The organism is Williamsia sp. 1138 (assembly GCF_002095435.2).
In the GTDB taxonomy this organism is placed as follows: Bacteria; Actinomycetota; Actinomycetes; order Mycobacteriales; family Mycobacteriaceae; genus Williamsia.
Map to the genome: position 1 here is coordinate 79,275 of NZ_MJEJ02000044.1, position 25,517 is coordinate 104,791.

Annotated in this window: 20 protein-coding genes; 9 read left to right on the plus strand and 11 right to left on the minus strand. The window is 64.5% G+C overall.

All coding sequences use genetic code 11. The features are described from left to right. Positions 1 to 90 precede the first annotated feature (90 nt). The 3 genes from glgX to xylB are packed head-to-tail and all read left to right on the plus strand — an operon-like array spanning position 91 to position 6,145. Positions 91 to 2,385 (plus strand): glycogen debranching protein GlgX, encoded by a 2,295-nt coding sequence (glgX, locus tag BH683_RS14820; protein ID WP_094647509.1) that lies wholly within the window; start codon positions 91 to 93, stop codon positions 2,383 to 2,385. 32 nt (positions 2,386 to 2,417) lie between these two features. Continuing rightward, entirely contained in the window at positions 2,418 to 4,745 is a 2,328-nt protein-coding gene (treY, locus tag BH683_RS14825; RefSeq protein ID WP_084837033.1) for a malto-oligosyltrehalose synthase, read from the plus strand. A gap of 2 nt (positions 4,746 to 4,747) precedes the next feature. Continuing rightward, on the plus strand, positions 4,748 to 6,145 hold the full coding sequence (gene xylB, locus BH683_RS14830; protein ID WP_084837133.1) for a xylulokinase: 1,398 nt from the start codon (positions 4,748 to 4,750) through the stop codon (positions 6,143 to 6,145). 3 nt (positions 6,146 to 6,148) lie between these two features. Here the strand turns inward: xylB and BH683_RS14835 are convergent, their stop codons facing one another. Both BH683_RS14835 and BH683_RS14840 read right to left on the minus strand, forming a co-directional pair. Next, positions 6,149 to 7,639 (minus strand): mannitol dehydrogenase family protein, encoded by a 1,491-nt coding sequence (locus tag BH683_RS14835; RefSeq protein WP_084837034.1) that lies wholly within the window; start codon positions 7,637 to 7,639, stop codon positions 6,149 to 6,151. A gap of 14 nt (positions 7,640 to 7,653) precedes the next feature. Continuing rightward, on the minus strand, positions 7,654 to 8,673 hold the full coding sequence (locus tag BH683_RS14840) for an NAD(P)-dependent alcohol dehydrogenase (protein WP_084837134.1): 1,020 nt from the start codon (positions 8,671 to 8,673) through the stop codon (positions 7,654 to 7,656). A 120-nt stretch (positions 8,674 to 8,793) separates the two neighbouring features. Here BH683_RS14840 and BH683_RS14845 point away from each other — a divergent pair, with 120 nt between their 5' ends. The 5 genes from BH683_RS14845 to ugpC are packed head-to-tail and all read left to right on the plus strand — an operon-like array spanning position 8,794 to position 14,161. Beyond that, on the plus strand, positions 8,794 to 9,789 hold the full coding sequence (locus BH683_RS14845) for a sugar-binding domain-containing protein (RefSeq protein WP_246833385.1): 996 nt from the start codon (positions 8,794 to 8,796) through the stop codon (positions 9,787 to 9,789). Beyond that, on the plus strand, positions 9,786 to 11,192 hold the full coding sequence (locus BH683_RS14850; RefSeq protein WP_084837036.1) for a sugar ABC transporter substrate-binding protein: 1,407 nt from the start codon (positions 9,786 to 9,788) through the stop codon (positions 11,190 to 11,192). The genes BH683_RS14845 and BH683_RS14850 overlap by 4 nt, the downstream gene beginning before the upstream one ends. Before the next feature lie 4 nt (positions 11,193 to 11,196). Beyond that, positions 11,197 to 12,159 carry a sugar ABC transporter permease gene (locus BH683_RS14855; protein WP_084837037.1) on the plus strand — a complete coding sequence of 321 codons (963 nt, stop codon included), beginning with the start codon at positions 11,197 to 11,199 and terminating at the stop codon, positions 12,157 to 12,159. After that, a complete protein-coding gene (locus BH683_RS14860) occupies positions 12,159 to 13,034 on the plus strand; it encodes a carbohydrate ABC transporter permease (RefSeq protein ID WP_084837038.1) in 876 nt (291 codons plus the stop codon). Before BH683_RS14855 ends, BH683_RS14860 begins: the two co-directional genes overlap by 1 nt. Before the next feature lie 17 nt (positions 13,035 to 13,051). After that, a complete protein-coding gene (ugpC, locus tag BH683_RS14865) occupies positions 13,052 to 14,161 on the plus strand; it encodes a sn-glycerol-3-phosphate ABC transporter ATP-binding protein UgpC (RefSeq protein ID WP_084837039.1) in 1,110 nt (369 codons plus the stop codon). Between the two features lie 82 nt (positions 14,162 to 14,243). Here ugpC and BH683_RS14870 read toward each other — a convergent pair whose 3' ends face one another. Genes BH683_RS14870 through BH683_RS14910 form a run of 9 tightly spaced genes read right to left on the minus strand, consistent with a single transcriptional unit; the run spans position 14,244 to position 23,370 of the window. After that, positions 14,244 to 15,011 (minus strand): hypothetical protein, encoded by a 768-nt coding sequence (locus BH683_RS14870; RefSeq protein WP_084837040.1) that lies wholly within the window; start codon positions 15,009 to 15,011, stop codon positions 14,244 to 14,246. A 54-nt stretch (positions 15,012 to 15,065) separates the two neighbouring features. After that, positions 15,066 to 16,223 (minus strand): MCE family protein, encoded by a 1,158-nt coding sequence (locus BH683_RS14875; RefSeq protein ID WP_084837041.1) that lies wholly within the window; start codon positions 16,221 to 16,223, stop codon positions 15,066 to 15,068. 7 nt (positions 16,224 to 16,230) lie between these two features. Continuing rightward, a complete protein-coding gene (locus BH683_RS14880) occupies positions 16,231 to 17,349 on the minus strand; it encodes an MlaD family protein (protein ID WP_084837042.1) in 1,119 nt (372 codons plus the stop codon). Then, complete coding sequence (locus tag BH683_RS14885; protein WP_084837043.1) at positions 17,346 to 18,455, minus strand: MCE family protein; 1,110 nt, start codon at positions 18,453 to 18,455, stop codon at positions 17,346 to 17,348. Before BH683_RS14885 ends, BH683_RS14880 begins: the two co-directional genes overlap by 4 nt. Beyond that, positions 18,449 to 19,447 (minus strand): MCE family protein, encoded by a 999-nt coding sequence (locus BH683_RS14890; protein WP_210405218.1) that lies wholly within the window; start codon positions 19,445 to 19,447, stop codon positions 18,449 to 18,451. The genes BH683_RS14885 and BH683_RS14890 overlap by 7 nt, the downstream gene beginning before the upstream one ends. Then, on the minus strand, positions 19,444 to 20,463 hold the full coding sequence (locus BH683_RS14895) for an MCE family protein (protein WP_084837044.1): 1,020 nt from the start codon (positions 20,461 to 20,463) through the stop codon (positions 19,444 to 19,446). Before BH683_RS14895 ends, BH683_RS14890 begins: the two co-directional genes overlap by 4 nt. Continuing rightward, positions 20,463 to 21,758: an MCE family protein gene (locus BH683_RS14900; protein WP_084837045.1), complete on the minus strand. Its 1,296-nt coding sequence runs from the start codon at positions 21,756 to 21,758 to the stop codon at positions 20,463 to 20,465. The genes BH683_RS14895 and BH683_RS14900 overlap by 1 nt, the downstream gene beginning before the upstream one ends. Before the next feature lie 4 nt (positions 21,759 to 21,762). Next, positions 21,763 to 22,629 carry an ABC transporter permease gene (locus BH683_RS14905; protein ID WP_084837046.1) on the minus strand — a complete coding sequence of 289 codons (867 nt, stop codon included), beginning with the start codon at positions 22,627 to 22,629 and terminating at the stop codon, positions 21,763 to 21,765. Then, positions 22,630 to 23,370 carry an ABC transporter permease gene (locus BH683_RS14910; protein WP_246833395.1) on the minus strand — a complete coding sequence of 247 codons (741 nt, stop codon included), beginning with the start codon at positions 23,368 to 23,370 and terminating at the stop codon, positions 22,630 to 22,632. It lies immediately after the preceding gene. A 431-nt stretch (positions 23,371 to 23,801) separates the two neighbouring features. Here BH683_RS14910 and treZ point away from each other — a divergent pair, with 431 nt between their 5' ends. Then, the gene (gene treZ / locus BH683_RS14915) at positions 23,802 to 25,517 is read left to right on the plus strand and encodes a malto-oligosyltrehalose trehalohydrolase (RefSeq protein WP_084837047.1); all 1,716 of its coding nucleotides are present in this window, start codon (positions 23,802 to 23,804) and stop codon (positions 25,515 to 25,517) included.

Here is a 25,517-nt window from a genome sequence, read left to right on the forward strand (position 1 = left end):
GATCTGGCCGATCCGGCGGCCTCGTCCGCTTCGGCCGACTCCGCCCACGGCTCCAGCAACGGGGCGAGCCACGCCGTGGCGGCCGAGCTGATGGTGTGGCCAGGAACCGCTTATCCATTGGGCGCCACGTTCGATGGCGCCGGCACCAACTTCTCCCTGTTCTCCGAGGTCGCCACCAAGGTCGAGTTGTGCTTGATCGGCAAGGACAACTCCGAGACCCGTATCTCGCTCGAGGAGGTCGATGGGTACGTCTGGCACGCGTACCTGCCCTCGATCTCACCGGGCCAGATGTACGGCTACCGGGTGCACGGTCCCTACGACCCGCGCCAGGGTTTGCGATGCGACCCCTCGAAACTGCTCGTAGATCCCTACGGTAAGGCGTTTCACGGCGAATTCGACGGCGACGCCTCCCTGTATTCATATCCGATCGTGCTCGAGCCCCCCGCGGCCGACACCGAGCCGACGAAGCCCGAGACTTCCTCTCTCCCTTCCGATGTGGACCAGCAGACGGTCACCGCCGACGCCGACGACCCCATCGCCGCCGCGACCGGGGCCGCCGGCGAATCCGCCCGGGAGGAAGCCGTCGCCGAGCCCGAACCGACACCTGATCCGCCCGACCCCCTATTCGGCGAGCCGCCGCGGCTGGATTCGTTGGGGCACACCATGACCTCGGTCGTGATCAATCCGTTCTTCGACTGGCAGCACGACCGGGCACCGAACCGGCCGTATTACGAGACGGTCATCTACGAGGCCCACGTCAAGGGCATGACCGCGACGCATCCCGAGGTCCCGGAACAACTCCGCGGCACCTACGCGGGGCTGGCACATCCGGCGATCATCGACCACCTGACCGCTCTGGGTGTGACCGCGATCGAACTCATGCCGGTCCACCAATTCCTCCAGGATCAGACCCTGTTGGATCAGGGGCTCAAGAACTACTGGGGCTACAACAGTTTCGGGTTCATGGCGCCGCATGCCGATTACGCGTCGAACAAGAAGGCAGGCAGTGCCGTCCCGGAGTTCAAGGCGATGGTGCGCGCGTTCCACGAGGCAGGGATCGAGGTGATCCTCGACGTGGTCTACAACCACACCGCCGAGGGGAACCACCGCGGTCCGAGTATCGCGTTCCGCGGGATCGACAACGCCGCCTACTACCGACTCCTCGACGGCGAGCCGTGGCACTACATGGATTACACCGGCACCGGCAACAGCCTCAATGTCCGGCATCCGCACACGCTCCAGCTGATCATGGACTCGCTGCGGTACTGGGTTCTCGAGATGCACGTCGACGGTTTCCGATTCGACCTCGCCTCCACCCTCGCGCGCGAGCTACACGACGTGGACAAACTGTCCGCGTTCTTCGATCTCGTGCAACAAGATCCGGTGGTGAGTCAGGTCAAGCTGATCGCCGAGCCGTGGGACGTGGGTGAGGGCGGCTACCAGGTGGGAAACTTCCCCGGACTGTGGACCGAGTGGAACGGGCAGTACCGCGACACCGTCCGCGATTACTGGCGCGGTGAGCCGGCAACGTTGGGCGAGTTCGCATCCCGGCTCACCGGATCCTCCGACTTGTACGAGGCGACCGGGCGCCGCCCCAGTGCGAGCATCAACTTCGTGACCGCGCACGACGGGTTCACGTTGCGGGACCTGGTGTCGTACAACGAAAAGCACAACGCCGCGAACGGCGAGGACAATCGCGACGGGGAAAGCCACAACAGGTCGTGGAACTGTGGTGTCGAGGGACCGACCGACGATCCGGAGATCGAGCGTCTACGGGCCCGCCAGCAACGCAACATCCTGGCGACCCTCATGCTCAGCCAGGGCACCCCGATGATCGCCCACGGAGACGAGATCGGCCGCACCCAGAACGGCAACAACAACGTTTACTGCCAGGACAGCCCGATCGCCTGGATGGACTGGACACTGGCAGAGGAGAACTCGGACCTGCTCGCCTTTACCTCGAAAGTCATCGCTCTGCGGACCGCACATCCGGTGTTCCGTCGCCGCCGGTTCTTCGCGGGCCGTCCGATCCGCTCGGGTGACCAGCCGCGCGACATCGCCTGGTTGACCCCGGGCGGCGAGGAGATGACCGAAGCCGACTGGGACAGCGGTTTCGGCAAGTCCCTCGCGGTGTTCCTGAACGGATCCGCGATCGGCGAGAAGGATGTGCGAGGCCGGGTCGTACGGGACGACGACTTCTTGATGTGCTTCAACGCGCACTACGAGCCGATCAACTTCCGGGTGCCGACGGCCTTCTACGCCGAGGAGTGGGCCGGTGTCCTCGACACCGCCAACCCTGTGGGTGACAGTTCCGTGAGCGCACGGGCCGAGACCGGCCTTCTGGTTAGAGAACGGTCGTTGTTGGTACTCCGCAAGGTGAATTGACCACCCGTACTCGAACAAGCACCGGAGCTCCCATGATCCTGCCGCTCACGGCAACCTATCGGCTTCAGCTACACGCCGAGTTCACGTTCGCCGACGCGATCGAGCACCTCGATCACTATGCGGCTCTCGGGGTGAGCCACCTGTATCTCTCGCCGATCCAGACCGCTCAGGCCGGGTCGAACCACGGCTACGACTGGGTGCCGCCGCCCGAGGTGTCCCCGGTGCTCGGTGGAATCGAGGGACTCCGCGCGCTGAGGGCGGCAGCGGCGGCGCGCGACATCGGTCTCATCGTCGACATCGTCCCCAACCACACCGGGGTGGAGGATCCGAGGCAGAATCCGTGGTGGTGGGATGTCCTGCGGCTCGGCAGCTCGTCGGAGTACTTCAGCTACTTCGACATCGACTGGTCGAAAGACAATGGCGCCGAAGGCAAGATCGCTCTACCCGTCCTCGGCTCCGCCGACGATCTCGAGGCCCTCGAGATCGACACCAGCGGCACTGAAGCTGAGCTCGCCTTCTACGAACACCGATTCCCCCTGGCGCCGGGCACCTACGACCCGGCGAACCCGGCGCCGGCCACGACCGTGCACCGGGAGCAGGCGTATCGGCTGGTGCCCTGGAACGTGGGTGTCATCGGCTACCGGCGGTTCTTCTCCGTCAACGGTCTCGCGGGTCTGCGACAGGAAGATCCTGCCGTGTACGCCGCCACCCACACCCTCGTCCGGCAACTGGTCGCCGAGGATCTCACGGACGGGATCCGGGTCGATCATCCGGACGGCCTCGCCGACCCCGTCGGCTACCTCGAAAACCTGCGGGCCGACATCGGCCCGGATCGCGTACTGCTGATCGAGAAGATCCTGTCCCGCTCCGAACCCCTGGATCCGTCGTTACCAGTCGATGGCACCACGGGCTACGAGGCGTTGCGCGCCGTCGGCGCAGTACTGGTCGACCCCGAGGGGGAAGGCCCGATGGGCGATCTGCACCAGCGCTACAGCGGTGACCGCGGCGACAACCTGTGGTTGGAAGCCACCGAACGACACCTCAAACTCTCGATCCTCGACGAGACGTTTCCCGCCGAGAGGGCACGGCTTCGACGAACGCTTGCGGCTACCGCCCACGGCGCCGACGTGCCCGCGAACGAGGATCTCGACGCCGCGATCGGCGCGGTGGTGGCCGGCCTCGGCGTGTACCGCAGCGACTATCCCGTTCTGTCGGGCACGCTCGAGTCGCTTCTCGACACCGAGCGGAAGCGGCTCCCCGCACTGTCGCCATCTTTCGATCTGATCGGTACGGCCGGCACGTCCGATGCCGAGTCGCGGGCCCGCCTGGCGCAGGTCTGCGGTGCGGTGACGGCGAAGAGCGTCGAGGACTGCCTCTTCTACCGCACCGCACGACTGGTCAGCCTGCAAGAGGTCGGTGGTAGCCCGGGGGTTTTCGCGGACTCCCTCGACGACTTCCATCACTTCAACGCCGACCGGGCGACGGCCTGGCCACGCGCGCTGACCTCTTTGTCGACGCACGACACCAAGCGCAGCGAAGACGTCCGGGCTCGGATCGGGTTCCTGTCGCAGATTCCGGAACGTTGGTCGGAACTGGTCGACCGCTCCCAGGCCCGCAACCCCGCGCCGGCCGGCGTCACGGGATTGTTCCTGCGCCAGAACCTGTTCGGCGTATGGCCGGTGGACGGCGTGGTCGAGGGTCAGCTACGCACCCGCATACACGATTACGCGACGAAGGCGATTCGCGAAGGCGGGGTCGGGACCACGTGGACCGACGTCGACGAGGCCTTCGAATCCGCCGTTCACGCCTGGCTGGATCAGATCTTCGACGGCCCGTGCGCCGACGACCTCACCGAACTCGTCCACCACACCCGCCGCCACCTCGAGTCCGATGCCGTAGTGCAAAAGGCGCTCGCTCTGCTGGGCCCCGGTATCCCCGACGTGTATCAGGGCACGGAGTGGTTCGACGATTCGCTGGTCGACCCGGACAATCGACGTCCGGTGGATTACGCGCAGTCCGTCGACCACCCCAAGGTGGCGGTCGTGCGCACCGCACTGCACCTGCGGCGCCGGCGACCAGAGGTGTTCGTGACCGGCGACTATCACGCCATCTCGGCCACCGGTCCTGCCGCAGCCCACGTCGTGGCCTTCGGGCGGGGTGAACCAGGAGCGGACGCCTCGGTGATCGTGGCCGGTTGCCGCTGGACCGCGCGACTGGACGAGAGCGCCTGGGAGCAGACGACACTGGAGCTCCCGCCCGGGACGTGGCGAGAATTGCTGACCGGAACCGATTTCACCGGTAGCGTGGCGACGGCGCGGCTCGGAACCTCGGTCGCGATTCTCGAGCGTGCTGAGGAGTGATGATGACGCTGGTCGCCGGAATCGACTCGTCGACCCAGTCCAGCAAGGTGGTGGTGTGCGACACCGAAGACGGCCGGGTCGTACGCTCCGGCAGCGCACCGCATCCGCCCGGCACAGAGATCCACCCCGACAAGTGGTGGGACGCCCTGCAGCGCGCGATCGATGATGCCGGCGGCATCGACGATGTTGCCGCGGTGTCGGTGGGAGCCCAGCAACACGGCATGATCTGTCTCGACGGGAGCGGCGCCGTGGTCCGAGACGCCCTGTTGTGGAACGACACCCGCTCCGACAGCGCAGCGACCGAGTTGATCGACGACCTCGGCGGACCGAAACCGTGGGTGGACGAAACCGGCCTTCTTCCCGTCGCGTCCTTCACCGTGTCGAAACTGAGATGGCTTGCCGACCACGAGCCCGAGAACGCCGATCGCACCGCAGCGGTGTGCCTTCCCCACGACTGGCTCAGTTGGCGTCTGTCGGGGTCGCCGGACATAGCTGACCTCTGGACCGACCGCAGCGACGCCAGCGGAACCGGTTACTTCAACGCCGGCACCGGCGAATACCACGACAATCTCTTGCGGTTGGCGCTCCGCGGACGACGGCCACTGCTTCCTCGCATCGCCGCACCGTCCGAGACCGCTGCCCACACCGCCGGCGGCGCAGGCCTCGGGGCCGGGGCAGGCGACAATGCCGCCGCCGCGCTGGCCTTGGGTGCCGGACCCGGTGATTGTGTTGTGTCGCTGGGCACCTCGGGAGTGGTCAGCGCCGTCGGCGACCGATCCCCTGCCGACTACGACGGGCTTGTCGCCGGATTCGCCGATGCCACCGGCAGACAACTGCCACTTGTCTGCACGCTCAACGGCGCGCCGGTCCTCGCAGCAGTCGCGGATATGCTCGGTGTCGATTTCGAGACGTTCTCGGACCTCGCGTTGTCAGCGTCACCGGGAGCCGAGGGTCTGTCGTTGGTCCCCTACTTCGAGGGAGAACGATCGCCCAACCTGCCGCACACCCGTGGCGCTCTCCACGGGATGACCGGCCGAAACCTCAGCAACGCCAACATCGCTCGCGCAGGAATCGAAGGTCTGCTGTGCTCACTGCAGTACTGCGCCGAGCGCATCGTGGCGCAGGGCATCGAGATCAACCGGATCATCCTCGTCGGTGGAGGCGCCAGATCCGCGGCCGTACGTGAGATCGCACCATCCATCTTCGGCTGCCCCGTCGTCGTGCCGGAGCCCGGCGAGTACGTCGCACTCGGGGCCGCCCGTCAGGCGGCGTGGACCCTGACGAACTCCGACGAGCCGCCCGCCTGGACCGCAGCCGCCGAGAGCATCTACGAGGCCGATCCCGTTCCGGGTGTATACGAGCAGTATCAGGAGGCATCCGCACTGACCGTCGGCCGTTGACGGTTACTCGAGCGTGCCTTGTCCAGCGGCCGTGAGCCGGCTCAGCGTCTCACGAGCACCCCTGCCGCGCAACGACTCCAGGGCCGAGAGGTACGGTCGGGTGAACCGGTCGTCCTCGGCGAGATCACCGAACAGGTCTGTGTTACCGACGAAGGCCAGTGGATCGTCGCGGCTCTTCTTCGCCAGCGGGACCAGGACATCAGCCAACGGGTCGACGACGTCGATGGGGTCTCCGTTTTCGTCCTCGCCCTCGGCATAGCGGGTCCAGCTCGCCACCACGGCGGCCGCCAATTCGACGTCACCACCGGTGGCCAGCTGACTCTTGATCACCGGAACCAGCCACTTCGGGATGCGGTCCGACGAGTCCTGGCAGAGCCGCGCGATGGTGTCGCCGATGGCCGGGTTCGAGAACCGCTCGATCAGGGTCTCCATGTACTCCTCCACGTCGACCCCCGGCGCGGGCAACAGAGTGGGCCGGGCCTCGTTGTTCATGTAGCCGCGGAGTAGTGCCCGCAGTAGCGGATCCTGTGCGGCGTCATGGACGTACCGGTAGCCCATCAGGTATCCGAAGTAGCAGAGGCCCTGATGGCTCGCGTTGAGCAGGCGGAGCTTCATCAACTCGTAGGGTCCGACATCGGATACCACCTGGACACCAACGGTTTCCAGCGCCGGACGGCCATCGGAGAACGAATCCTCGAGGACCCACTGGGTGAACGGTTCCGCGACCACCGGCCAGCGGTCTGCGACACCCGTGCGGTCTTCGACCTCGACCAACAACTCCGGCGCGGTGGCCGGCGTGATCCGGTCGACCATCGAGTTCGGAAAACAGGTGTTCTCGCTCATCCACGATGCCAGTTCGGGGTCTTTGAGTTCGGCGAACGCCGTGAACGTCGCACGGGCGATGTCTCCGTTGCCCTGGATGTTGTCGCAGGACATCACCGTGAAGGAAGGCAACCCCTGCGCTCGACGCCGCTCCAGCGCCGCGGTCACCAGACCGAACGTGGTCGCCGGCACCGCATCCGGTTCGAGGTCCGCGACCACAGCCGGATTGCTCGTGTCGAACGCACCGGTCGTCGGCGAGAAGTTGTAGCCACCCTCGGTGACGGTCAGCGACACGATGTGCGTCTCCGGCGCCGCCATCTTCGCGATCACGGCCTCAGGATCGTCCGGGGCATAAAGGTATTGAGCGATCGATCCGATCACCGACGTCTCGACGGTGCCGTCGGGATGTTTGAGCGTCAGGGTGTACAGACCGTCCTGGGGTACCAGCGCGTCCCGCATCCGGGCGTCGCTCGGCAACACCCCGACCCCGCAGATCGCCCACGTGCGGGACCCCGGGTCCGCGCTGATCAGCCGGTCGAGGTACATCGCCTCGTGGGCACGGTGAAACCCGCCGACACCGAAATGCACGATGCCGCAGGTGAGCTCACCTCGCGGATAGTCGGGCACCGCGATCGACGTGATGTCGGGCAGCTGCTTGTTGTCCAGCGCCATTGCCTACCAACTCCTTACGACGGGGTCCCGGTTCGACCTGGGTACACAACTGCTTTGATACTGCCCGGCGCGCGATCGGCGTCCAGGGCCTCGGCGACCTCGTCGAGTCCGAACCGGCCGGTGACCATCGCATCGAGGTCCACTTTGCCCGACGTCACCAGAGCCCTTGCGGCCGGCCACGTGTTCGCGTATCGGAACACCCCGGTGACGACCAACTCCCGATTCTGGATCAACGCCACGGGAAAGGTCATGGTCGGCGACGATCCCATACCCACCAGCACAACCCGCCCACCCGGACGCACCGATGCGATGCCGGCGAGGATGGCCGCCTCCGCGCCGGACGCGTCGATGAAAGAGTCCGCATCGAGATCGCTTGGCACCTCGCCCGGCCCGACCGCCGTGGTGGCCCCGAATCCCAGTGCTGCCACGCACCGGTCGGGGTTGATGTCGGTGATCACCACCTCTGTCGCCCCGGCCGCCGCCGCAACCTGCGCGCACAACAATCCGACCGGCCCGGCGCCGGCGATCAGGACCCGGTCACCCACTCCGATCGATGCCTTACGACTTGCTGCAATCGCCACCGACAACGGCTCGAACAGCGCGGCGGCCTCGTCGCTCACCGAGTCCGGCACGGAATGGGCGAACGACGAACCGATCGTCACGTACTCCGCCAGCGCGCCATCCACCGGCGGGGTCGCGTAGAAGCGCATGTGCGGGCACAGGTTGTATTCGCCACGGCGGCTCGGCGCACTGTCAGGATCCGGTTGCTGCGGTTCGATCGAGACGCGCTCGCCGATCCGATCGGGCGATACCCCTGGCCCCACCGCGACGATCCGTCCGGCGGCCTCATGGCCCAACACCAGCGGATCCTCCACGACGTAGTCGCCGATGCGCCCGTGCCGGTAATAGTGGGCGTCGGATCCACACACTCCGACCGCGCTGACCTGCACCAACACCTGCCCCGACGCCGGTGTCGGGACATCTCGCCGTTCGAGGATCAACTCGCCAGAAGCCTTGAGCACGCTGGTGCTCATCGTCGTCGGCAGCATGTCACTTTCCTCCAAAGGTGTTGCGTGCGTCACAGCGAAGATGTTAGCTTACTGAGCATATCCACGACTAGTGAGCATATGCTCACGATCCAGCGAGGAGGGCGCGTGAACGCGTCGCCACTTGAGCCATCCGTCGACACAGGTCAAGACCTGCGCCTGCTGGTCCGTGCGGCCACCATGTACCACCTCGAGGGGCTCACACAGGCCGAGGTGGCCGGCCGTCTCGGACTCTCGCGTCCGACGGCCGGACGTCTCATCGCTCGGGCCCGCGCTCAGGGCCTGGTGCGTGTGGTCATCGATGCACCCCCGCACCTCGCCGGATCCATCCATACGGACGAAGAACGCGAGATCGAGTCATTGTTCGGGCTCGACGAAGTCCTGATCATCGATCAGTCCGCCGACGGAACACACACCGGCAACGCCGCGCTCGGAAGAGCCGGCGCCTCGGTGCTGACCCGGCGACTGCTTCCCTCCGACACACTGGGATTCACGTGGGGTCCTGAAACCGTCGCCGTCGCGGATTCTCTCGGATCACGGGCCGCGAACTGCCGGCGCGTGGTCCAGATGGACGGTTCGATGACCTCGGTCGAATATCACACCGGCGTCGACCACGCGCTGTCGCGTTTCGCCGAGCGCCTCGGGGCCCAGCCACTTCGTCTGATGGCACCGCTCTACGCCGACGCCGAGACCGTCACCGCGATGCGCCGGGACTCGATCCTCTCCCAATCCCTGGGTGCCGCAAACGAAGCCGACGTCATGGTGTTCGGCGTCGGATCGGTCTCCACGTCGACGACTCTTTTCGAAGGGGCCTACCTCGATGCGGCGATCCTCGACGAACTAGCCGGCCTGGACGCGGTCGGTGAAATCGGCGGCCGGTTCTACGACGTACACGGCACCGCCGTCGAGTCCTCACTCGTCGACCGCACGGTGTCGGTCTCCCTGGACGCCGTTCGCGACTGCCGCACAACCATTCTCGTATCCGGTGGAGCCCACCGCCAAGAGTCGATTCTGGGCGCCGTGCGGGGCGGATTGGCCACCACCCTGGTGACCGACCTGACCTGCGCGCACTGGCTCATCTCGCAACAGAAAGGTCAACGATGACTGGTTCACCCGAGCCCGACGCAGCGAGCGCCGGCTCCGCACCCCCACGACGACGCCGATGGCGACGACTCCTCGCTCCCGTAGCGCTCGCATCCGCGGTCACATTGGCCGCAACCGCCTGCGCCGGCGCCGGATCCTTCACGGACGGCGGTAGTGAAGCCGTCACCATCGCACTGGTGTCGAACTCCCAGATGCAGGATGCCATCGCGTTGTCTCCCCAGTTCGAGAAGGAGAACCCGGGGATCAAGCTCAAGTTCGTGACCCTCTCCGAGAACGAGGCCCGCGCAAAGATCACCGCCTCGGTTGCCACCGGCGGCGGCGAGTTCGACGTCGTGATGATCAGCAATTACGAGACCGCGACCTGGGCCGAGAACGGGTGGCTGGTCAACCTGAACCCGTACATGGTGTCCAGCCCGGGGTACGACCAAGAAGACTTCATCCCCACCCTTCGCGAGGCGCTGTCGTACGAGGGCAACATGTACTCGGCACCGTTCTACGGCGAGTCGTCGTTCCTGATGTACAACAAGAAGATGCTCGCCGACGCGGGCATCACGATGCCGGCCGAGCCGACGTGGCCCGAGGTCCAAGACGCGGCCAAGAAGCTGAACACCGGTGACGTCTCCGGGATCTGCTTGCGTGGCAAGCCCGGTTGGGGTGAGACCCTCGCGCCACTCGACACCGTGATCAACGCATTCGGCGGCCGATGGTTCGACGAGAACTGGAACGCCCAGCTCGACAGTCCGGAGGTGAAGGAAGCCGTCAACTTCTACGTCGACACGGTGCGCCAATACGGCGAACCCGGCGCAGCGTCAACAGGTTTCCAGGAATGCGCCAACCTGATGTCGCAGGGACAGGTCGCCATGTGGTACGACGCGACATCGGCAGTGTCGGTGCTCGAGAGCCCCGACGACAGCAACATCGCGGGCAACGTCGGCTACGCATTGGCGCCGAGCATGGCCAAGGGTGACAACGGCTGGCTCTACGCCTGGTCACTCGGCATCCCGGAGAGCAGCAAGAAGAAGGACGACGCCTGGAAGTTCATCGAGTGGATGACCAGCAAGGACTACATCAAGATGGTGGCGGACCAGCTCGGTGCTGCCAGCGTCCCACCGGGGAGCCGGTTGTCCACCTACGAACTCCCGGCCTACAAGGAGATCTCCGGCGCTTTCGCGGAGCCGACGCTGAAGTCGATGCAGGGCGCAGATCAGAACAAGCCCACCGTGGATCCGGTGCCCTACACCGGCGTTCAGTTCCTGGCGATTCCGGAGTTCCAGGACTTCGGTACCCGGGTCAGTCAGCAGATCAGTGCGGCGATCGCCGGACAGATCTCCGTCGACGAGGCGCTCGAGCAGTCCCAGAAGTACGCCGAGGTAGTCGGCGAGTCCTACCAGAAGGAGCAGTGAGGACATGGCCACCGCACTCGCCGAGCGCGACACCGAGCCCGATCCCGGGTCCGCGCCACCGATAAGATCCAAACGCGATCAGATCTCGCGCGCCGAAGGGTGGCGCCGACGGGGACCACTGCTGCCTGCGCTGATCTTCATGATCATCGTCACGCAGATCCCGTTCATCGTGACGCTCTACTACTCGACCCAGTCATGGAACCTGGTCCGTCCGGGCTCACGAGAGTTCAACTGGCTCAACAACTACGTCGACGTCTTCACCGACAGCCAGTTTCGTACCGTCGCCCTGAACACGGTCATCTTGATCGTCGGGACCGTGGTCATCTCGGTGGTGCTCGGACTCTTCTTCGCAATCCTGCTGGACCGCAAGTTCATCGGCCGCAGCATCGTCCGGACCCTGCTGATCACGCCGTTCCTGGTGACGCCGGTCGCCGCGGCCCTGTTGTGGAAGACCAGCTTGCTCTCCCCCACCAACGGCCTCGTCAACTGGGCGTTGAGTCCCTTCGGACTCGGCGACGTCGACTGGCTCAGCGAGTTCCCCCTCGCGAGCGTCATGGCCGAACTGGTCTGGCAGTGGACACCGTTCATGATGCTGCTGATCCTGGCCGGACTGCAGTCGATGCCCAAGGACATCCAGGAGGCGGCCCGCGTCGACGGCGCCACCAGCCTCCGCCTGTTCCGGGAACTGACGCTGCCGCATCTGCGACGGTTCATCGAACTCGGTTCGGTGCTCGGGGCCATCTACCTGGTCAACACCTTCGACGCGGTCTACATGATGACCGCGGGCGGACCCGGAGTCGCGAGTTCGAACCTGCCCTTCTACATCTATCAGCGCGCATTTCTCGGCTTCGACGTCGGGCAGGCCGCGGCCATGGGCGTCGTGACGGTCGTCGCAACCATCATCTTGTCGAGCCTGGCCTTGCGCCTGATCTTCAAGAGCTTCAGCGGAAAAGAGGAGGCGGCCTGATGTCCACGACACTGAACAAGCCACCCGCACGAACACATACCGATATCAAGGACATCAAGAAGAGGCGTAACACCGGCGGAAGCCTGCTGACCGTATTCACCTGGCTCATCGCCATCGGGTTCTTCTTCCCGGTCGCGTGGATGGTGCTCACGGCATTCAAACAAGAGAGCGACGCCGCGACCAATCCCCCGACGTTCTTCTTCACGCCGACCCTGGACCAGTTCAAGGCGGTCTTCGACGCCGGGGTCGGTACCGCACTGCTGAACTCGCTCTTCGTGACCACCGTGTCCACGATCTTCGTTCTGCTCCTGGGTGTTCCGGCCGCGTTCGCGCTGTCGCTGCGACCGGTGAAGAAGACCAGCGACGCGCTGTTCTTCTTCATCAGTACCAAGATGCTGCCGGTGGTCGCGGTGATCATCCCGCTCTACGTGATCGTCGGGCAGATCGGCATGCTCGACAACGTGTGGACGCTCATCGTGCTCTACACCTCGATGAACCTCCCCATCGCGGTGTGGATGATGCGCTCGTTCTTCCTGGAGGTCCCCAGCGAACTACTGGAGGCCGCCGAGATCGACGGCGCCAGCCTGTGGACCTCGGTACGCGAGGTCATCCTCCCGCTGATCTCCCCCGGAATCGCCGCCACCGCACTGATCTGCGTCATCTTCTCGTGGAACGAGTTCTTCTTCGCGGTGAACATGACGGCCGTCAACGCACAGACCATGCCGGTGGCACTGACCGGCTTCATGTCCGGACAGGGCCTGTTCTGGGCTCAACTCTCCGCCGCTTCCGTGATCGCCGCCCTGCCGGTGGTCATCTGCGGCTGGATCGCCCAAAACAAACTCGTCCGCGGCCTCTCCTTCGGCGCCATCAAATAACTCAGGAGCACACAATCATGGCAACCATCAGTTACGAAAACGCCTGCTGCGTCTACCCCGGCGCCGACTCACTGGCCGTCGACTCACTCAACCTCGACATCGAAGACGGCGAGTTCGTGGTCCTCGTCGGACCGTCGGGTTCGGGTAAATCCACCGCCCTACGCATGCTCGCCGGCCTCGAGGAGATCGACAGCGGCGCCATCAAGATCGGCGGCGACAACATGGTCGGCGTGCCACCCAAAGACCGCGACATCGCGATGGTCTTCCAGAACTACGCCCTCTACCCCAACAAGACCGTCGGCGAGAACATGGGATTCGCACTCAAGATGCGTGGCGTCGGCCTCGAAGAACGCAAGCGCAAGGTCGCCGAGGCCGCCAAGGTCCTCGACCTCACCGAGTACCTCGACCGCAAGCCCGGCAAGCTCTCCGGTGGTCAGCGACAGCGCGTGGCGATGGGACGCGCGATCGTCCGCGAGCCGCAGGTCTTCTGCATGGACGAACCGCTCTCGAACCTCGACGCCAAACTGCGCGTGCAGACCCGCACCCAGATCGCGGCATTGCAGCGGCGCCTCGGCACCACCACCGTCTACGTCACCCACGACCAAGTCGAGGCCATGACCATGGGCGACCGGGTCGCGGTTCTGAAAAAGGGTGTCCTGCAGCAGTTCAGCACACCCACCGAGCTCTACGACCGCCCGAAGAACGCCTTCGTCGCAGGCTTCATCGGCTCCCCCGCGATGAACCTGTTCACCGCGCCGGTTCGCGACGGCAGAGTCTCGGTCGCCGGCGCCACCATCGATCTCGACGCCGACTCGGCAACCCTGCTCGAGAAGTCCGGGCTGCACGAGGTCACCGTCGGCATCCGTCCCGAGGAACTCTCCCTCGGTGACGGCGGCGAAGGCCTCGGTGTCACGGTCGCGCTGATGGAAGAACTCGGCAGCGAGACCTACGTCTACGCCACCCTCGAGGACCAGAATGTCCGCAGCCTGGAGGGCGGGCCACTGACCCTGGTCGCGCGCTCAGGGCAGCGTTCGCCCGCCAAAATCGGAGAGGCCATCAGGCTCAGGCAGAACAGCGGCAAAGTGCACCTCTTCCACCCCGAGACCGGAGAGCGCATCAGCCTCTGATCGAAGACAAACCCAGCCAGAGCAGGGCACAACCGGGTGCTGCAGCACCTGGTTTTGCCTGCTCTGGCTGGGTTTGCCGAGGTCAGCCTGCGGGTGCAGGCGCAGGCGTCGGTTCGGTCGGAGCGGGGGCCTCGCCACCGGGCGCGGCGGGATCCGATCCGACCCCGGTGCTCGACGGCCCTGGATCCATCTGCGAGACAAGCCATTTACCGTCGTGCTTCTCCAGCGTCAACCGGAACATACCGACGTTGGTGACCGGCTGGGTGGCCACACTGCTCGTGCCGCTGATCTCGGCGACAACCAAGGTGGTCGCCGAGTCGCCGCTCACCGAGACGACACCAGACGACCAGATGTCCGGAGTGATCTTCAGCTGCATCTGTGTGATGTCGGCCTGCGTCTTGTCGCGTTCCTTGGTCAGGTTGTCCCGGAACTGACCGGTCGTCAGCGGCGACATCGTGTCGACGTACTCGCTCGCCGTAGCGGTGTTCATGGAGTTCAGCAACTGCGTCACGAAGTAGTCGGACGCCTGCTTCGCGTCGGACGCCGCTGCCAGCTCATCGGCATCCGACTTCCACTTGACGCCGAAGAAGATCGCGACCGCGATCAACGCCACCACCAGCGCGCCCGCGACGATCTTGCCGACGGAGGACACGTTGATCGTGATCTGTTTGCCGGGCTTCGCTGCCGTTGAGCCAGTCGACGCGGGGACGGCGGCCTCGGCGGTCGGAGCATTCGAGGCGGATTCCGCGGGCTTCTTCCGCGACTTTCCCGTCGGCCTTTTGCTCACCGAGACACCCTCGGTGGGCTCAGCTCCGGCGTCAGGGTTTTCGGGCACACTGTTGTCGGCCATACGGCGTTTCTACCTCATAAACTCTCGGGATTTGTCGGGCAGCGCTCGAAGAGCTCAGCCCAACGGGGCGGTGCGCGCGTTCGGATCGAAGTTCGGCGGCGGTCCTGCCGTGTCGTCGCCCGGCGGCCGCGGCGCGTTGGCCGCGCCTCTGATCTGCTGCGTCGGATCTTCGGTGACGCAATACATGTTGACCGGAACCGAACTCTGCAGGATCTCGGTGGGCGGCTGCGGCAACACCGGATAGTCGCAGTACGGTCGCGGATAAATCGAGCCGTAGGCCCACCAAGCACCGTCGTGGAACATCGAGAGTGACGTGATCGCCCCATCTCGGATCGAGGGCAGCAGGTTGACGAGAGCGGGAGCGCGGAGCGCACCCTGCTGAGCGATGTCGAGGAATTGCTTGAGCACGTCGGTCAGCGGATCGGTGAGGGTGTTCAGTGACCCACCGAGCGTCGTCAACTGAGCGGGTGCGCTGCCCAGAAAGGTCCGCAGTTCTTGATCCGACGCCACCAGCGACTCGATCAGACTGCTGATGCCACCGGTCAACGTCCCCAGGTCGGGTTGAACGTCTGAGGTGGTCTCGAGAATCGTGCCGGTGTTCTGGATCAGCGACACGGTCTCGGGCAACACCCGGTACAGATCGGCAAAGATGACTCCGCCGCTGTTGAACAGGGCCCGCAGCTGATTCTTGCCACCACTGTCGAGCGCGACGTCGAGTTCGTCGATCGTCACCTTGAGCTCATCGGGGTCGATCTGGTTGACGACATTGACGGTGGACTCGAGGAGTTTCGGGAACGCCACGGTCGACGAGGTCTGCCGCGTGCTGATCTTGTCGCCATCGGAGAAGTACGGCCCTGCGTCGGTCGACGGCTGGAAATCGACGTACTGCTCACCGACAGCGGACAGACCGAGGGCCTCGACGGCCGCATCCTTGTTGATCTTGTACTTGCTGTCGATGGTCACCTTGACCTCGACGGCGGTCGGTGTCGTGAGGATGGTGTCGACCTCACCGACCCGGGCGCCACGCAGCGTGACGTCGGAGGTCGTCTGCACGCCACCGGAGTTGGCGAACTCCACCGTCAACGAATACGAGTCCGCGAGGGGTCGCCACCGCAGCACGCCGAGACTCAGGTACGCGACGCCGACCAGCATCACCAGTACCAACGCGAGGTTGGAGAGCAGGATCTTGTTTCGAAGCAACCAGGCAGTCATCGTCGCATCACCCGCAACATCCCTGGGTACCGGTGAGCCGGGCCAACACTCGCACCAGGGTCTGGTGCAGTGAGTTGACACCCTGGTCGATGTCTCCGACCTCCGGTAGGCGGCTGGCAGCGTCGAATCCGAAGCCCGGCGAGAGGAACCACACCCTGGCTGCGACGGTCGCGGCGCTGCCCGGGGTCGCGTTGACCCACTTGGGTGTCAGCACCTTCAACTTGTCGGAGACCGGGCCGAGCTCGCCGATGGCACGCCCGAGCGCCTCGACGTCGACGAGCAGGTTGTTGGTCAGCTCCACCGTGTTCCCGGTCTGGGAATCGAGGAAGTCGTTGAGTGCATCTGTGACGACCTTTGTCTTGTCGAGAGTTGTCACGATCGAAGGGATCTGCGCGTCGACGACACTCAGCGCAGGCCCGACGGTGTTGATGGAGGCGACGAGTTGCTGGCGGCCGTTCGCGAGGTCGGTGGACAGCCCGTCCAGCGACGCCAGCGCGGTGTCGATCTCGGTCGTGTTCTGCGCGAGCCTGCTGATCGCCGTCGTCATCCCCGTGAGCAGGCCGGTCAGCTCGGGCGCCTTGCCCCCCACGGCGTTCGACAGCTCGTTGATGATCTCGGTGAGGTTCTTGATGGCCCCGCCGTCGACGAACGCCGTGGCGGTGACGAGGAGGTCTTCGACGGTTGCGGCCTCGGAGGTCTCGCCGCTCAGTGAATCGCCGGGCTTCATGATTCCGGCGGAATCACCACCCTCGGGGGGTAACAGCGCAACGAACACGTCGCCGAGCGGTGTGCCCTGACGCAGTTCGGCGCCGGTCCCCACCGGCAACTCGATGTCTTTGCGAACCAGCATCGTTATGTCGGCGGCGTAGTTGTTCGCCGAGATCGACTCCACGAGACCGACGTCGTTGCCGTTCAGCTTCACTTTCGCCCGCGATGGCAGGTTCAGTGCGTTCCCGAACGAACCCTTGATCTCGTACCCACCGCCGACACCACCGGGCGCGGGTAGGGGTATCTGGTCGATCGTCAGGCCGGGGATCACACCGCAGCCCGACAACAGCATCATTCCGGCCAGACCGGTGACGACGGCAGCCTTCGCTCTGTGGGTGCCACCGGAGAATGCGCTCATTTGGTCATCTCCACGAGAGCCGAGAACACGCCGAGATCGGGGCCGAAGCCGGTCAGCTTTCCGGTCCGGCAGCCGTCCTGCTGCAGGTTGATGGCCTCACAGAACGTCGAGAGCAACTCGTTGTCGAACAACGACTTGTCGATCAGCACCTGGGCTCGCCAGGCGCGCTGCTCGACGGAGACCGAGTTGGCGAGGTTCTCGAATGCCAGGGGCGCTACGTCGATCGTGTCGACGAGTTGCCGAGAGTAGTCACTGAGATTGCTGATCACGGCAGCCAGCCGTCCCATCGAGCTACCGAGTGTGGTGGTGTTGCCTTCGAGAAAGGTCGCGGTGTTGTTCAAGGTCTGGTTGAGGCCTTCCATGGTCGCCTGCAGTCCGGGCGCCTGGTCACCGAGCATCTGCGACACCTGGGTGATCGAGGAGGAGAACGCCGTCATCTTCGGGTAGTTCTCGACGAGTACCGAGGTCAGCTGATCCATGTTCTTGATGACCTCGACCAGTGCGTCGCCGTTGTCGACGCCGACCTGGGCCGCTTTGCTCAGTTCGTCGATCGCGGCCTTCATGCGGGCTCCGTTGCCACCGAAGATCCCGGAGCTGATCGACAGCATGTCGCTGAGTGGACCGTTTCCGTCCGGATCGGCCTCGAACTGCTCGACCAGGTTGTCGACGGTGTCGAACAGGGTGCCGATCTCCACCGGGCTCTTCGCGTCGGCGATGACGTCACCGTCTTGCAGTTTGGGTCCTTCGGAGTACGGCGGTGAGAGCTCGATGTGACGGGTGGTCACCAACGAGGTGTTGATGATCGCGGCCGTGGCGTCGGCGGGGATCGGAATGTCTTTGTCGACAGTGAACTCGACCTTGACGCGGCCACCCTGCGGGGTGATCGACAGCACCCGACCGACCGGCATCCCCAGCACGTCGATGTCGTTGTCGGCGTAGAGGCCGGCCACGCTCTCGAAGTAGGCGGTCACCTTGATCGATTGCCCCACCGCGTGTTTCAGATCTGCCGGGATCAGGGTGCATCCCGCGGCGATCAGTGCGGTGCTCACCAGCACCGTGACGAGAGCGATGGTCCGGCGTAGTCGCCCGACGGAGCGAGTCAGCATCCGTTCACCACCCGGGCTGCGCAGAGCCAATTGTCGGGGAAGATGCCCCACGGCAGATATCCCATCGCGTACGGTCCCGATCCGGTGGTGTTGGCGATCGACCGCACCGTCAGCGGTAACACCTCGAGCATGTGCCGCAGATTGTCCCGGTTCTTCTCGAGTCCTTCGGAGACCGTGTTGAGGTTCCCGATCAACGGCGCGAACTGATTGTTGTTCTCTGCGCCCATCGCTTCCATCTGCTGGGCGAGATTCGCGACGCCATCGAGTAGCTGAACCACCAATTGCTGGCGTGTGACGATCTTCTGCGCGAGCAGCTGCCCCTGGCCGACGATGACGGACAGCTGGTATTGGCTGCTGTTGATCACATCGGTCACGGTCTCGGTGTCTTTGATGAGGAGGTTGATCTGGTCGCTGCGGTTGCTGATCACCTTCGACATCTCGGTGAGCGCGTCCAACGTCGTCCGGGTGACCCCGGGCGCATCCTTGAGCTGACTGTTCAGGGCGCTGACGCTGTCACTGAGTTCTTCGGCGTTGACGCCGGCGAGGATGGGCGTCCCGCGCTCGATCGTTTCCTGCAGATCGTAGGGAACCTGGGTCAACGGGATCCGTGATCCCTTGAGAGGCACGGTGGAGTCACCGATCCTGATGTCGACATACCGCTGACCGAGCAGCGTCGACAGCTTGATCTCGGCGGACCCGTCGTCGCGCACCTCGACCTTCTTGTCGACCTCCATCGTCAGCGTGACGTGGTCACGCGCCAACTCGGTCTTCGACACCTCACCGACGTCGATGCCCGCGACCCGCACTTTGTCGCCCGGCCGGATGCCACCGGCCTGAGAGAAGTCGGCGGTGTACTCGCGCTTGCCGATTCCCGAGTCCGAGATGGCAAACGTCGCGAACACGATCACGATGAGCACCACCGCCCCGATCGCACCGAGCCAGAAGAACCGATGGCTGCGCCAGCTCCGGCCCAACGCCCCCGCCCGGCTCATCGACACACCACCGAGTGGTTGGTGCCACCGATCTGGCTGATCAAACCGGGCGGGAACAGAACTCCTCCGATCGACACATCCAGCTCGCACGCATAGATGTTGAGGTAGGCGCCTTCTCCCATGACCATCGGGAAATGCACCAGGAACAGTGGCAGATCGATTGCGAGCTGATCGAGCTTGGGACCGAGGTCGATCATGCGGTCGGTGGTGTTCTTCAGGTCCTGACCCAGCTCCTGGACATCAGGACGGATCGTGCCGAGCAGGTTGCCGAGTCGATCGGTCGCACTGCCGATGCTCTGCACCGATGACCCGAGCGCCGAAGAGTTGGCATTGAGGCCTTCGATCAGACCGGCGAGGTTGGCGACCAGCTCTTGCATCTGCTCGCCCTGCTTGCTCAGATCCCCCATGACCGCGCTGAGATTGGTGATCACGGCCCCGATCACCTGGTCGTTGTCGGCGAAATTGGTGGCGACCTTGCCGACCTGTTCGATGGTGTAGCTCAGCGAGACCTCGTTGCCCTGGAACGTTTGAACGAGGCTCTCCGACAACGCATTCACCTGATCCGGATCAAGGGTGTCGAAGACGGGCTGAAATCCGGCGAGCAACGCGGAGACGTCGAACGAGTCCTGCGAGGGTTCCTTCAGGGTCGATCCCGGCGACAGCCGCATCTGCTCGGAATCCTCGACCAGGTCGAGTCCGACGTACCGCTGCCCGATCAAGTTTTGGTACTTGATGGACGCCCTGGTGTTGGAGAAGATCGACTGATCCTTCTGCACCTCGAAGGTCACCTTGGCGCGATCGGTGTCGAGTTCGATCGCCGCCACCCGGCCGACGCGAACACCGGCCATCCGGACGTCATCGCCCTCGTGCAGGCCGGAGGCATCGTTGAAGTAGGTCGTGAACTCGTTGGTCTCGCCGGGAACCGACCGTTCGAGGGTCGACCAGATCGTCCAGGTGAGCACGAGCGCCAGTACCGCGAACAGGCTGAATCCGATGAGCGGCTTGCTGTAACCCATCAGCCCTCACCCCCTTCGGCCACCCGAACCGACTGCACGAGCGGGCCGAGCATCAGGGTGTCCGCGGCCGAGGGTTCGCGCTCAAGCGCAGCTTTGAGGGTCTTGTTGTCACTGGCAGTGGTGACCGCGACGGGCGCGTCCGCCGGGATCACGTCGACGTCACCCTGGGCGCTGCTCGGGGTGACCACGAGCGGCCCCGAACTCGTCGGGCCGGTGCCCGTGCCTGGTCCCGAACACCCTGGCCCCCTGGTCATCCCGTACTTTCCGCCGTCGTACACCGGGCAGTTCTGCCTGTTGTACATCACGAACGGGCTGAAGCTGACCCCGATGTTGAGTTGGGGCTTGCCGTTGACGCCCGTGAACACGGTGAGCACCTTGCCTGCAAGATTGTTGAGGGCGCGAAGCGCTCCCGGCAACGCTTCCGAATCGACCGCGATCGCGCCTGTCATGGTGTTGAGGTTTTCCACGAGCTGGATACCGGAGTCCCCGTTGCGGGCGAACAGGGTTTGAATCCTGTCGATCATGCCCTGGGCTGCGGTCAACGTTCCTGCCAGTTCACGCTGGCGCTCGATGATCGTGATCGACGGGATCACCGCGCGGCCCATCGCGTCGAGGAGTTGCGGGGTCGACTGCTCGATCCCGCGCAGGGAATCGTTGAAGTTGTCGAACCCCGGAGGTGCACCGTCCGGGAACTGCGCATTGATCTGCTCCCAGTATTGACTGAGCGTTCCGACGAAGGCGCTGAACACATTTCCGCCGCCGCGCAGGGTATCGGCAATCGTGCCCAGGACCCGTCCGATCTGCTCGGGTGGTACGGCGGTGAACAGTTCGCGCAGGTCGTTCTGGACAGTCTGCAGCGCGATGGTCTCTTTCGATTCGTCGGCGACGACCTTGCTGCCGTTCGACAGATGCCCCTTCGGATCGGCCGGTGGGATGAGTTCGATGGAGTTGACACCGAACAAGTTGCTCGGCACCGTACGGGCCGTCACATTCGCCGGAATGCCCTCGGCCTGGTCCGGGACGATCTCGATGTTGACATCGGACAGGTTGGTCTCCGTCGCGTCGATGGAGGTCACCGAACCCACGATCAGACCGTTGTAGCGCACGTCGGCCTGGCTGACCAGGCCGTCGCCGATGTCGTCGAGGGTGGCTGTGACCTCGACCTTGGTCTCGAAGGTGCCCTGATACCGCAGCATCAATCCCACCAGGATCAGTGCGACCACGATGAGGAACACGACTCCGCGCAGGGCGTACTGCGCGGTGGAGGGGTTTCGCCCGGTTGTGTCTACAAACATGCGTTCACCCCGAAATCCTGATTCCTGGCGACAGACCCCAGAACACCAGGGTCAGCAGCAAATTGGCGAAGACCAGCACGATGATCGCGAGCCGGATGGCGTGGCCGGCAGCCACCCCGACACCTTCGGGTCCGCCAGAGGCGAAGAAGCCGTAGTAGCACTGGATGAACGTCGTGAGAAGGACGAACACCACCACCTTGATGACCGAATACACCATGTCCTTCGACAGGATGAACTGGTAGAAATACGACAGGTACGCACCTCGCCCTTGACCGCTCTGGATCTGGAACATGAACTGGCACGCCAGGTAGTTCGCGGCCAGCGAGACGGTGTACAGCGGGATGATCGAGATGACGGCCGCGATCATGCGGGTCGTGACGAGATACGGCATCGGACGAATCGCGATGGACTCGAGGGCGTCGATCTCTTCACTGATGCGCATCGAACCGAGTTGTGCCGTGAACCGACATCCCGATTGGGCGGTGAACGCGACCGCAGCCAGCAGGGGGCCGAGTTCGCGGGTCGTGGCAAAGGCGGAGATCGCGCCGGTCACCGGTGACATTCCGAGCAGGTTCAGCGCGGTGTAGCCCTCGATTCCGACTGTGGCTCCGCCCATCACCCCCAGCAGGATGATGACGCCGATGGTTCCGCCACCGACCACGATCGCCCCGTTGCCCCACGTCACGTCGGACAGCAGCCGCCAGATCTCTTTGCTGTAGTGCTTGAAGGCGATGGGTACCGCACCGACCGAACGCACCAGAAAGGTGAGCTGGTGTCCCATGAGGACCAGCAGGTCACGTGGCGTTTGGTAAAGCTTTTTACTCCACTCCAGCGGCCGCAGGGCCGGGGGCGTGTACTTGGACGCGACCATCTAGACCACCCTCGTCGGGACTACCACGGCGAAGATCTGGGTGAGGATCACGTTCACGGTGAACAGCAGGAGCACAGAGTTCACCACCGCGGCGTTGACCGAGTTGGCAACTCCGGAGGGTCCGCCCTTCGTCGTTAGTCCACGGTCGCAGGCGACCACCGCCACGATGGCGCCGAAGATCACCGCCTTGGTGATGGCGAACGCAAGGTCGGCCGGGGACGCAAAGGACGCAAAGGTGCCGGTGTAACTACCCGGCGTTCCGCCCTGGAAGTACACGTTGAACACATATCCGGTGACGAAGCCGATGAAGCAGACGAAACCGCACAGCAGGAAGCTGACCACCATGGTGGCCAGGAGTCGTGGGGAGATCAGCCGCTGGACCGGATTGACGCCCATCACCTTCATCGCGTCGATCTCGTCGCGGATGGTGCGCGATCCGAGATCGGCGGCGATGGCCGAGCCCACTGCCCCCGCCAGCAGCAGCGAGGTCACCAGGGGCGCGCCCTGCCGGATCACGCCGAGCCCGGTGGCGGCACCCGAGAACGAGGTCGCGCCGATCTGATTGGCGATGTTGCCGACCTGGATCGACACGATGACCCCGACCGGGATTGCCACCAGCAGCGTCGGCATCACCGATGTGTTGGCCATGAACGCGCACTGCCGGATGAACTCGCCGAACGGGAATCGGCGTTTGGCTATGTCGACGAACAGCACTTTGAAGACCTCGAGGAAGAGCGTCATCTGACGCCCGAACGTCTCGAACGAGGCGATCACGTGCTCGCGGAACCACCGACGCAGCGGCCCGAAACGATCACGCGTTCGCGAAGTGCCCCCTGCACCTGCCGCCACGGTTGCTGTACTCACACCCTGCCTTCGTTGTCCCCGTCACACGCACCCGGTGCGTATGAGTTCGCTCATAGTGCCACATAGCTAATCGGAGCATCCGACTAACGCGTTATTTATCCGAAGAACTCGTCACCATAATGAAAGTTATGCTCTGTGCAGCGGAGACTCTGTTCACCTGGATCTGAATCAGGCGTTGTCACATTAACTCATCAGCGCCGCAAAGCGTAACAATGCCGCGATTCCCGGTTAACTTACCGAAATCGACGCCAGCCCCCGAGGCCCCCCTCCACCCGGCATCGACGTAACACACCAACTACCGTTCAGAGGTGACCTCTCTTCCGGTATGGGCCCCTCTGGCCCGACAACTTCGCGTAGTGATCGACGACCGCACCCACGAGATGCGCCCGACCGACGGAGGCTGGTGGGAATCCCCGGTCTCGGCCGAACCCGGCGCCAGGTACGGCTACCTCATCGACGACGCGACGGATCCGCGGCCCGACCCCCGGTCCCCCCGTCAACCGGACGGGGTGCACGGGCTGTCCCAGGTTCACGATGTCGACCCCGAGATCTGGACCGACTCCACGTGGACGGGGCGTTCTGTGGCAGGCGCGGTCATCTACGAATTGCACATCGGCACCTTCACTGCCGCCGGCACCCTCGACAGCGCGATCGATCGACTCGATCATCTGGTCGAGCTGGGAGTCGACTTCGTCGAGCTGATGCCCGTGAATGCCTTCAACGGCACCCACAACTGGGGGTACGACGGAGTCGGCTGGTACGCGGTCCAGGAAACCTACGGCGGACCCGACGCACTGGCGCGGTTCGTGAATGCGTGTCATACGCGGGGTCTCGGCGTCATCGTCGACGCCGTGTACAACCACCTCGGGCCATCAGGGAACTACCTGCCGGAATTCGGGCCATACCTGACCACGGGAACCACCTCATGGGGACAGTCGGTGAATTTGGACGAGGCGGACTCCGACGAGGTCCGCGAGTACATCCTGGGCTCCGCACTACGGTGGCTCGAGGTGTTCCACGTCGACGGCTTGCGGCTCGACGCAGTACACGCGCTCGTCGACCGGACCGCGCTCCACCTGCTCGAGGAACTGCAGATTCGCACCGACGAACTCTCCCGACGCGTCGGGAGGCCGCTCGCCCTGATCGCGGAGAGCGATCTCAACGATCCGAAGCTGATCACCGCTCGGTCGGAGGGTGGATACGGCCTCGCCGCGCAATGGAGCGATGACGGTCACCATGCCATCCACACCACCATCTCGGGCGAGCGCCAGGGCTACTATGCGGACTTCGGCAGTCTGGAGTGCCTGTCGAAGGTGCTGCGCGAAGGGTTTTTCCACGCACTCACGTACTCGTCGTTCCGGCGCAGACGGCACGGTCGCCCCATCGACCCACAGCATGTCGCGACCACGTCACTCGTCGTCTACACGTGCAATCACGACCAGATCGGCAACCGCGCGATCGGTGATCGCCCCAGCGCGTATCTGACGCCGGGACAGCTGGCCGCGAAGGCAGCCCTGGTCCTCACCTCTCCCTACACTCCGATGCTGTTCATGGGCGAGGAGTGGGCAGCGAGTTCACCGTTCCAGTTCTTCACCTCTCATCCCGAACCCGAGTTGGGCGAGGCCACCGCCAACGGGCGCAAAGCCGAGTTCGCCGAGCACGGGTGGGATGCGGACGAGGTCCCCGACCCACAGGACCCCGCGACTTTCGAGCGATCAAAGCTCCTCTGGGACGAGATCGAGGAACCCGGGCACGCCCGGATACTCGAGTTCTATCGCTCCCTGATCGGCTTACGCAAGGGCGAACCGGAATTCTCGGACGACGACTTCGCCTCGGTCGCCATCGATTTCGACTCTGACGGCACGTGGTTCGCCATGCACCGCGGTGCGCTCACCACCGTCGTGACACTGACCGAGAGGCCGGTCCCGAACCCCTTCCCAGGCGAGGTGCTCCTGGCGTGGGAACCACCCTCGGACGACGGCACGCTGAGTGGGCACAACGCGGTGATCATCCGCCGCAGCTGA

Excerpts from the sequence above, each read along its gene's own strand:
- BH683_RS14875 (WP_084837041.1), bottom strand. The coding sequence starts at position 16,223 with ATGACTGCCTGGTTGCTTCGAAACAAGATCCTGCTCTCCAACCTCGCG.
- BH683_RS14890 (WP_210405218.1), bottom strand. The coding sequence starts at position 19,447 with ATGAGCCGGGCGGGGGCGTTGGGCCGGAGCTGGCGCAGCCATCGGTTC.
- BH683_RS14870 (WP_084837040.1), bottom strand. The coding sequence starts at position 15,011 with ATGGCCGACAACAGTGTGCCCGAAAACCCTGACGCCGGAGCTGAGCCC.
- BH683_RS14860 (WP_084837038.1), top strand. The coding sequence starts at position 12,159 with ATGTCCACGACACTGAACAAGCCACCCGCACGAACACATACCGATATC.
- BH683_RS14840 (WP_084837134.1), bottom strand. The coding sequence starts at position 8,673 with ATGAGCACCAGCGTGCTCAAGGCTTCTGGCGAGTTGATCCTCGAACGG.
- BH683_RS14910 (WP_246833395.1), bottom strand. The coding sequence starts at position 23,370 with ATGACGCTCTTCCTCGAGGTCTTCAAAGTGCTGTTCGTCGACATAGCC.
- BH683_RS14850 (WP_084837036.1), top strand. The coding sequence starts at position 9,786 with ATGACTGGTTCACCCGAGCCCGACGCAGCGAGCGCCGGCTCCGCACCC.
- ugpC (WP_084837039.1), top strand. The coding sequence starts at position 13,052 with ATGGCAACCATCAGTTACGAAAACGCCTGCTGCGTCTACCCCGGCGCC.
- xylB (WP_084837133.1), top strand. The coding sequence starts at position 4,748 with ATGACGCTGGTCGCCGGAATCGACTCGTCGACCCAGTCCAGCAAGGTG.
- BH683_RS14835 (WP_084837034.1), bottom strand. The coding sequence starts at position 7,639 with ATGGCGCTGGACAACAAGCAGCTGCCCGACATCACGTCGATCGCGGTG.
- BH683_RS14880 (WP_084837042.1), bottom strand. The coding sequence starts at position 17,349 with ATGAGCGCATTCTCCGGTGGCACCCACAGAGCGAAGGCTGCCGTCGTC.
- BH683_RS14905 (WP_084837046.1), bottom strand. The coding sequence starts at position 22,629 with ATGGTCGCGTCCAAGTACACGCCCCCGGCCCTGCGGCCGCTGGAGTGG.
- BH683_RS14895 (WP_084837044.1), bottom strand. The coding sequence starts at position 20,463 with ATGGGTTACAGCAAGCCGCTCATCGGATTCAGCCTGTTCGCGGTACTG.
- BH683_RS14885 (WP_084837043.1), bottom strand. The coding sequence starts at position 18,455 with ATGCTGACTCGCTCCGTCGGGCGACTACGCCGGACCATCGCTCTCGTC.
- BH683_RS14855 (WP_084837037.1), top strand. The coding sequence starts at position 11,197 with ATGGCCACCGCACTCGCCGAGCGCGACACCGAGCCCGATCCCGGGTCC.
- treY (WP_084837033.1), top strand. The coding sequence starts at position 2,418 with ATGATCCTGCCGCTCACGGCAACCTATCGGCTTCAGCTACACGCCGAG.
- glgX (WP_094647509.1), top strand. The coding sequence starts at position 91 with ATGGTGTGGCCAGGAACCGCTTATCCATTGGGCGCCACGTTCGATGGC.
- BH683_RS14900 (WP_084837045.1), bottom strand. The coding sequence starts at position 21,758 with ATGTTTGTAGACACAACCGGGCGAAACCCCTCCACCGCGCAGTACGCC.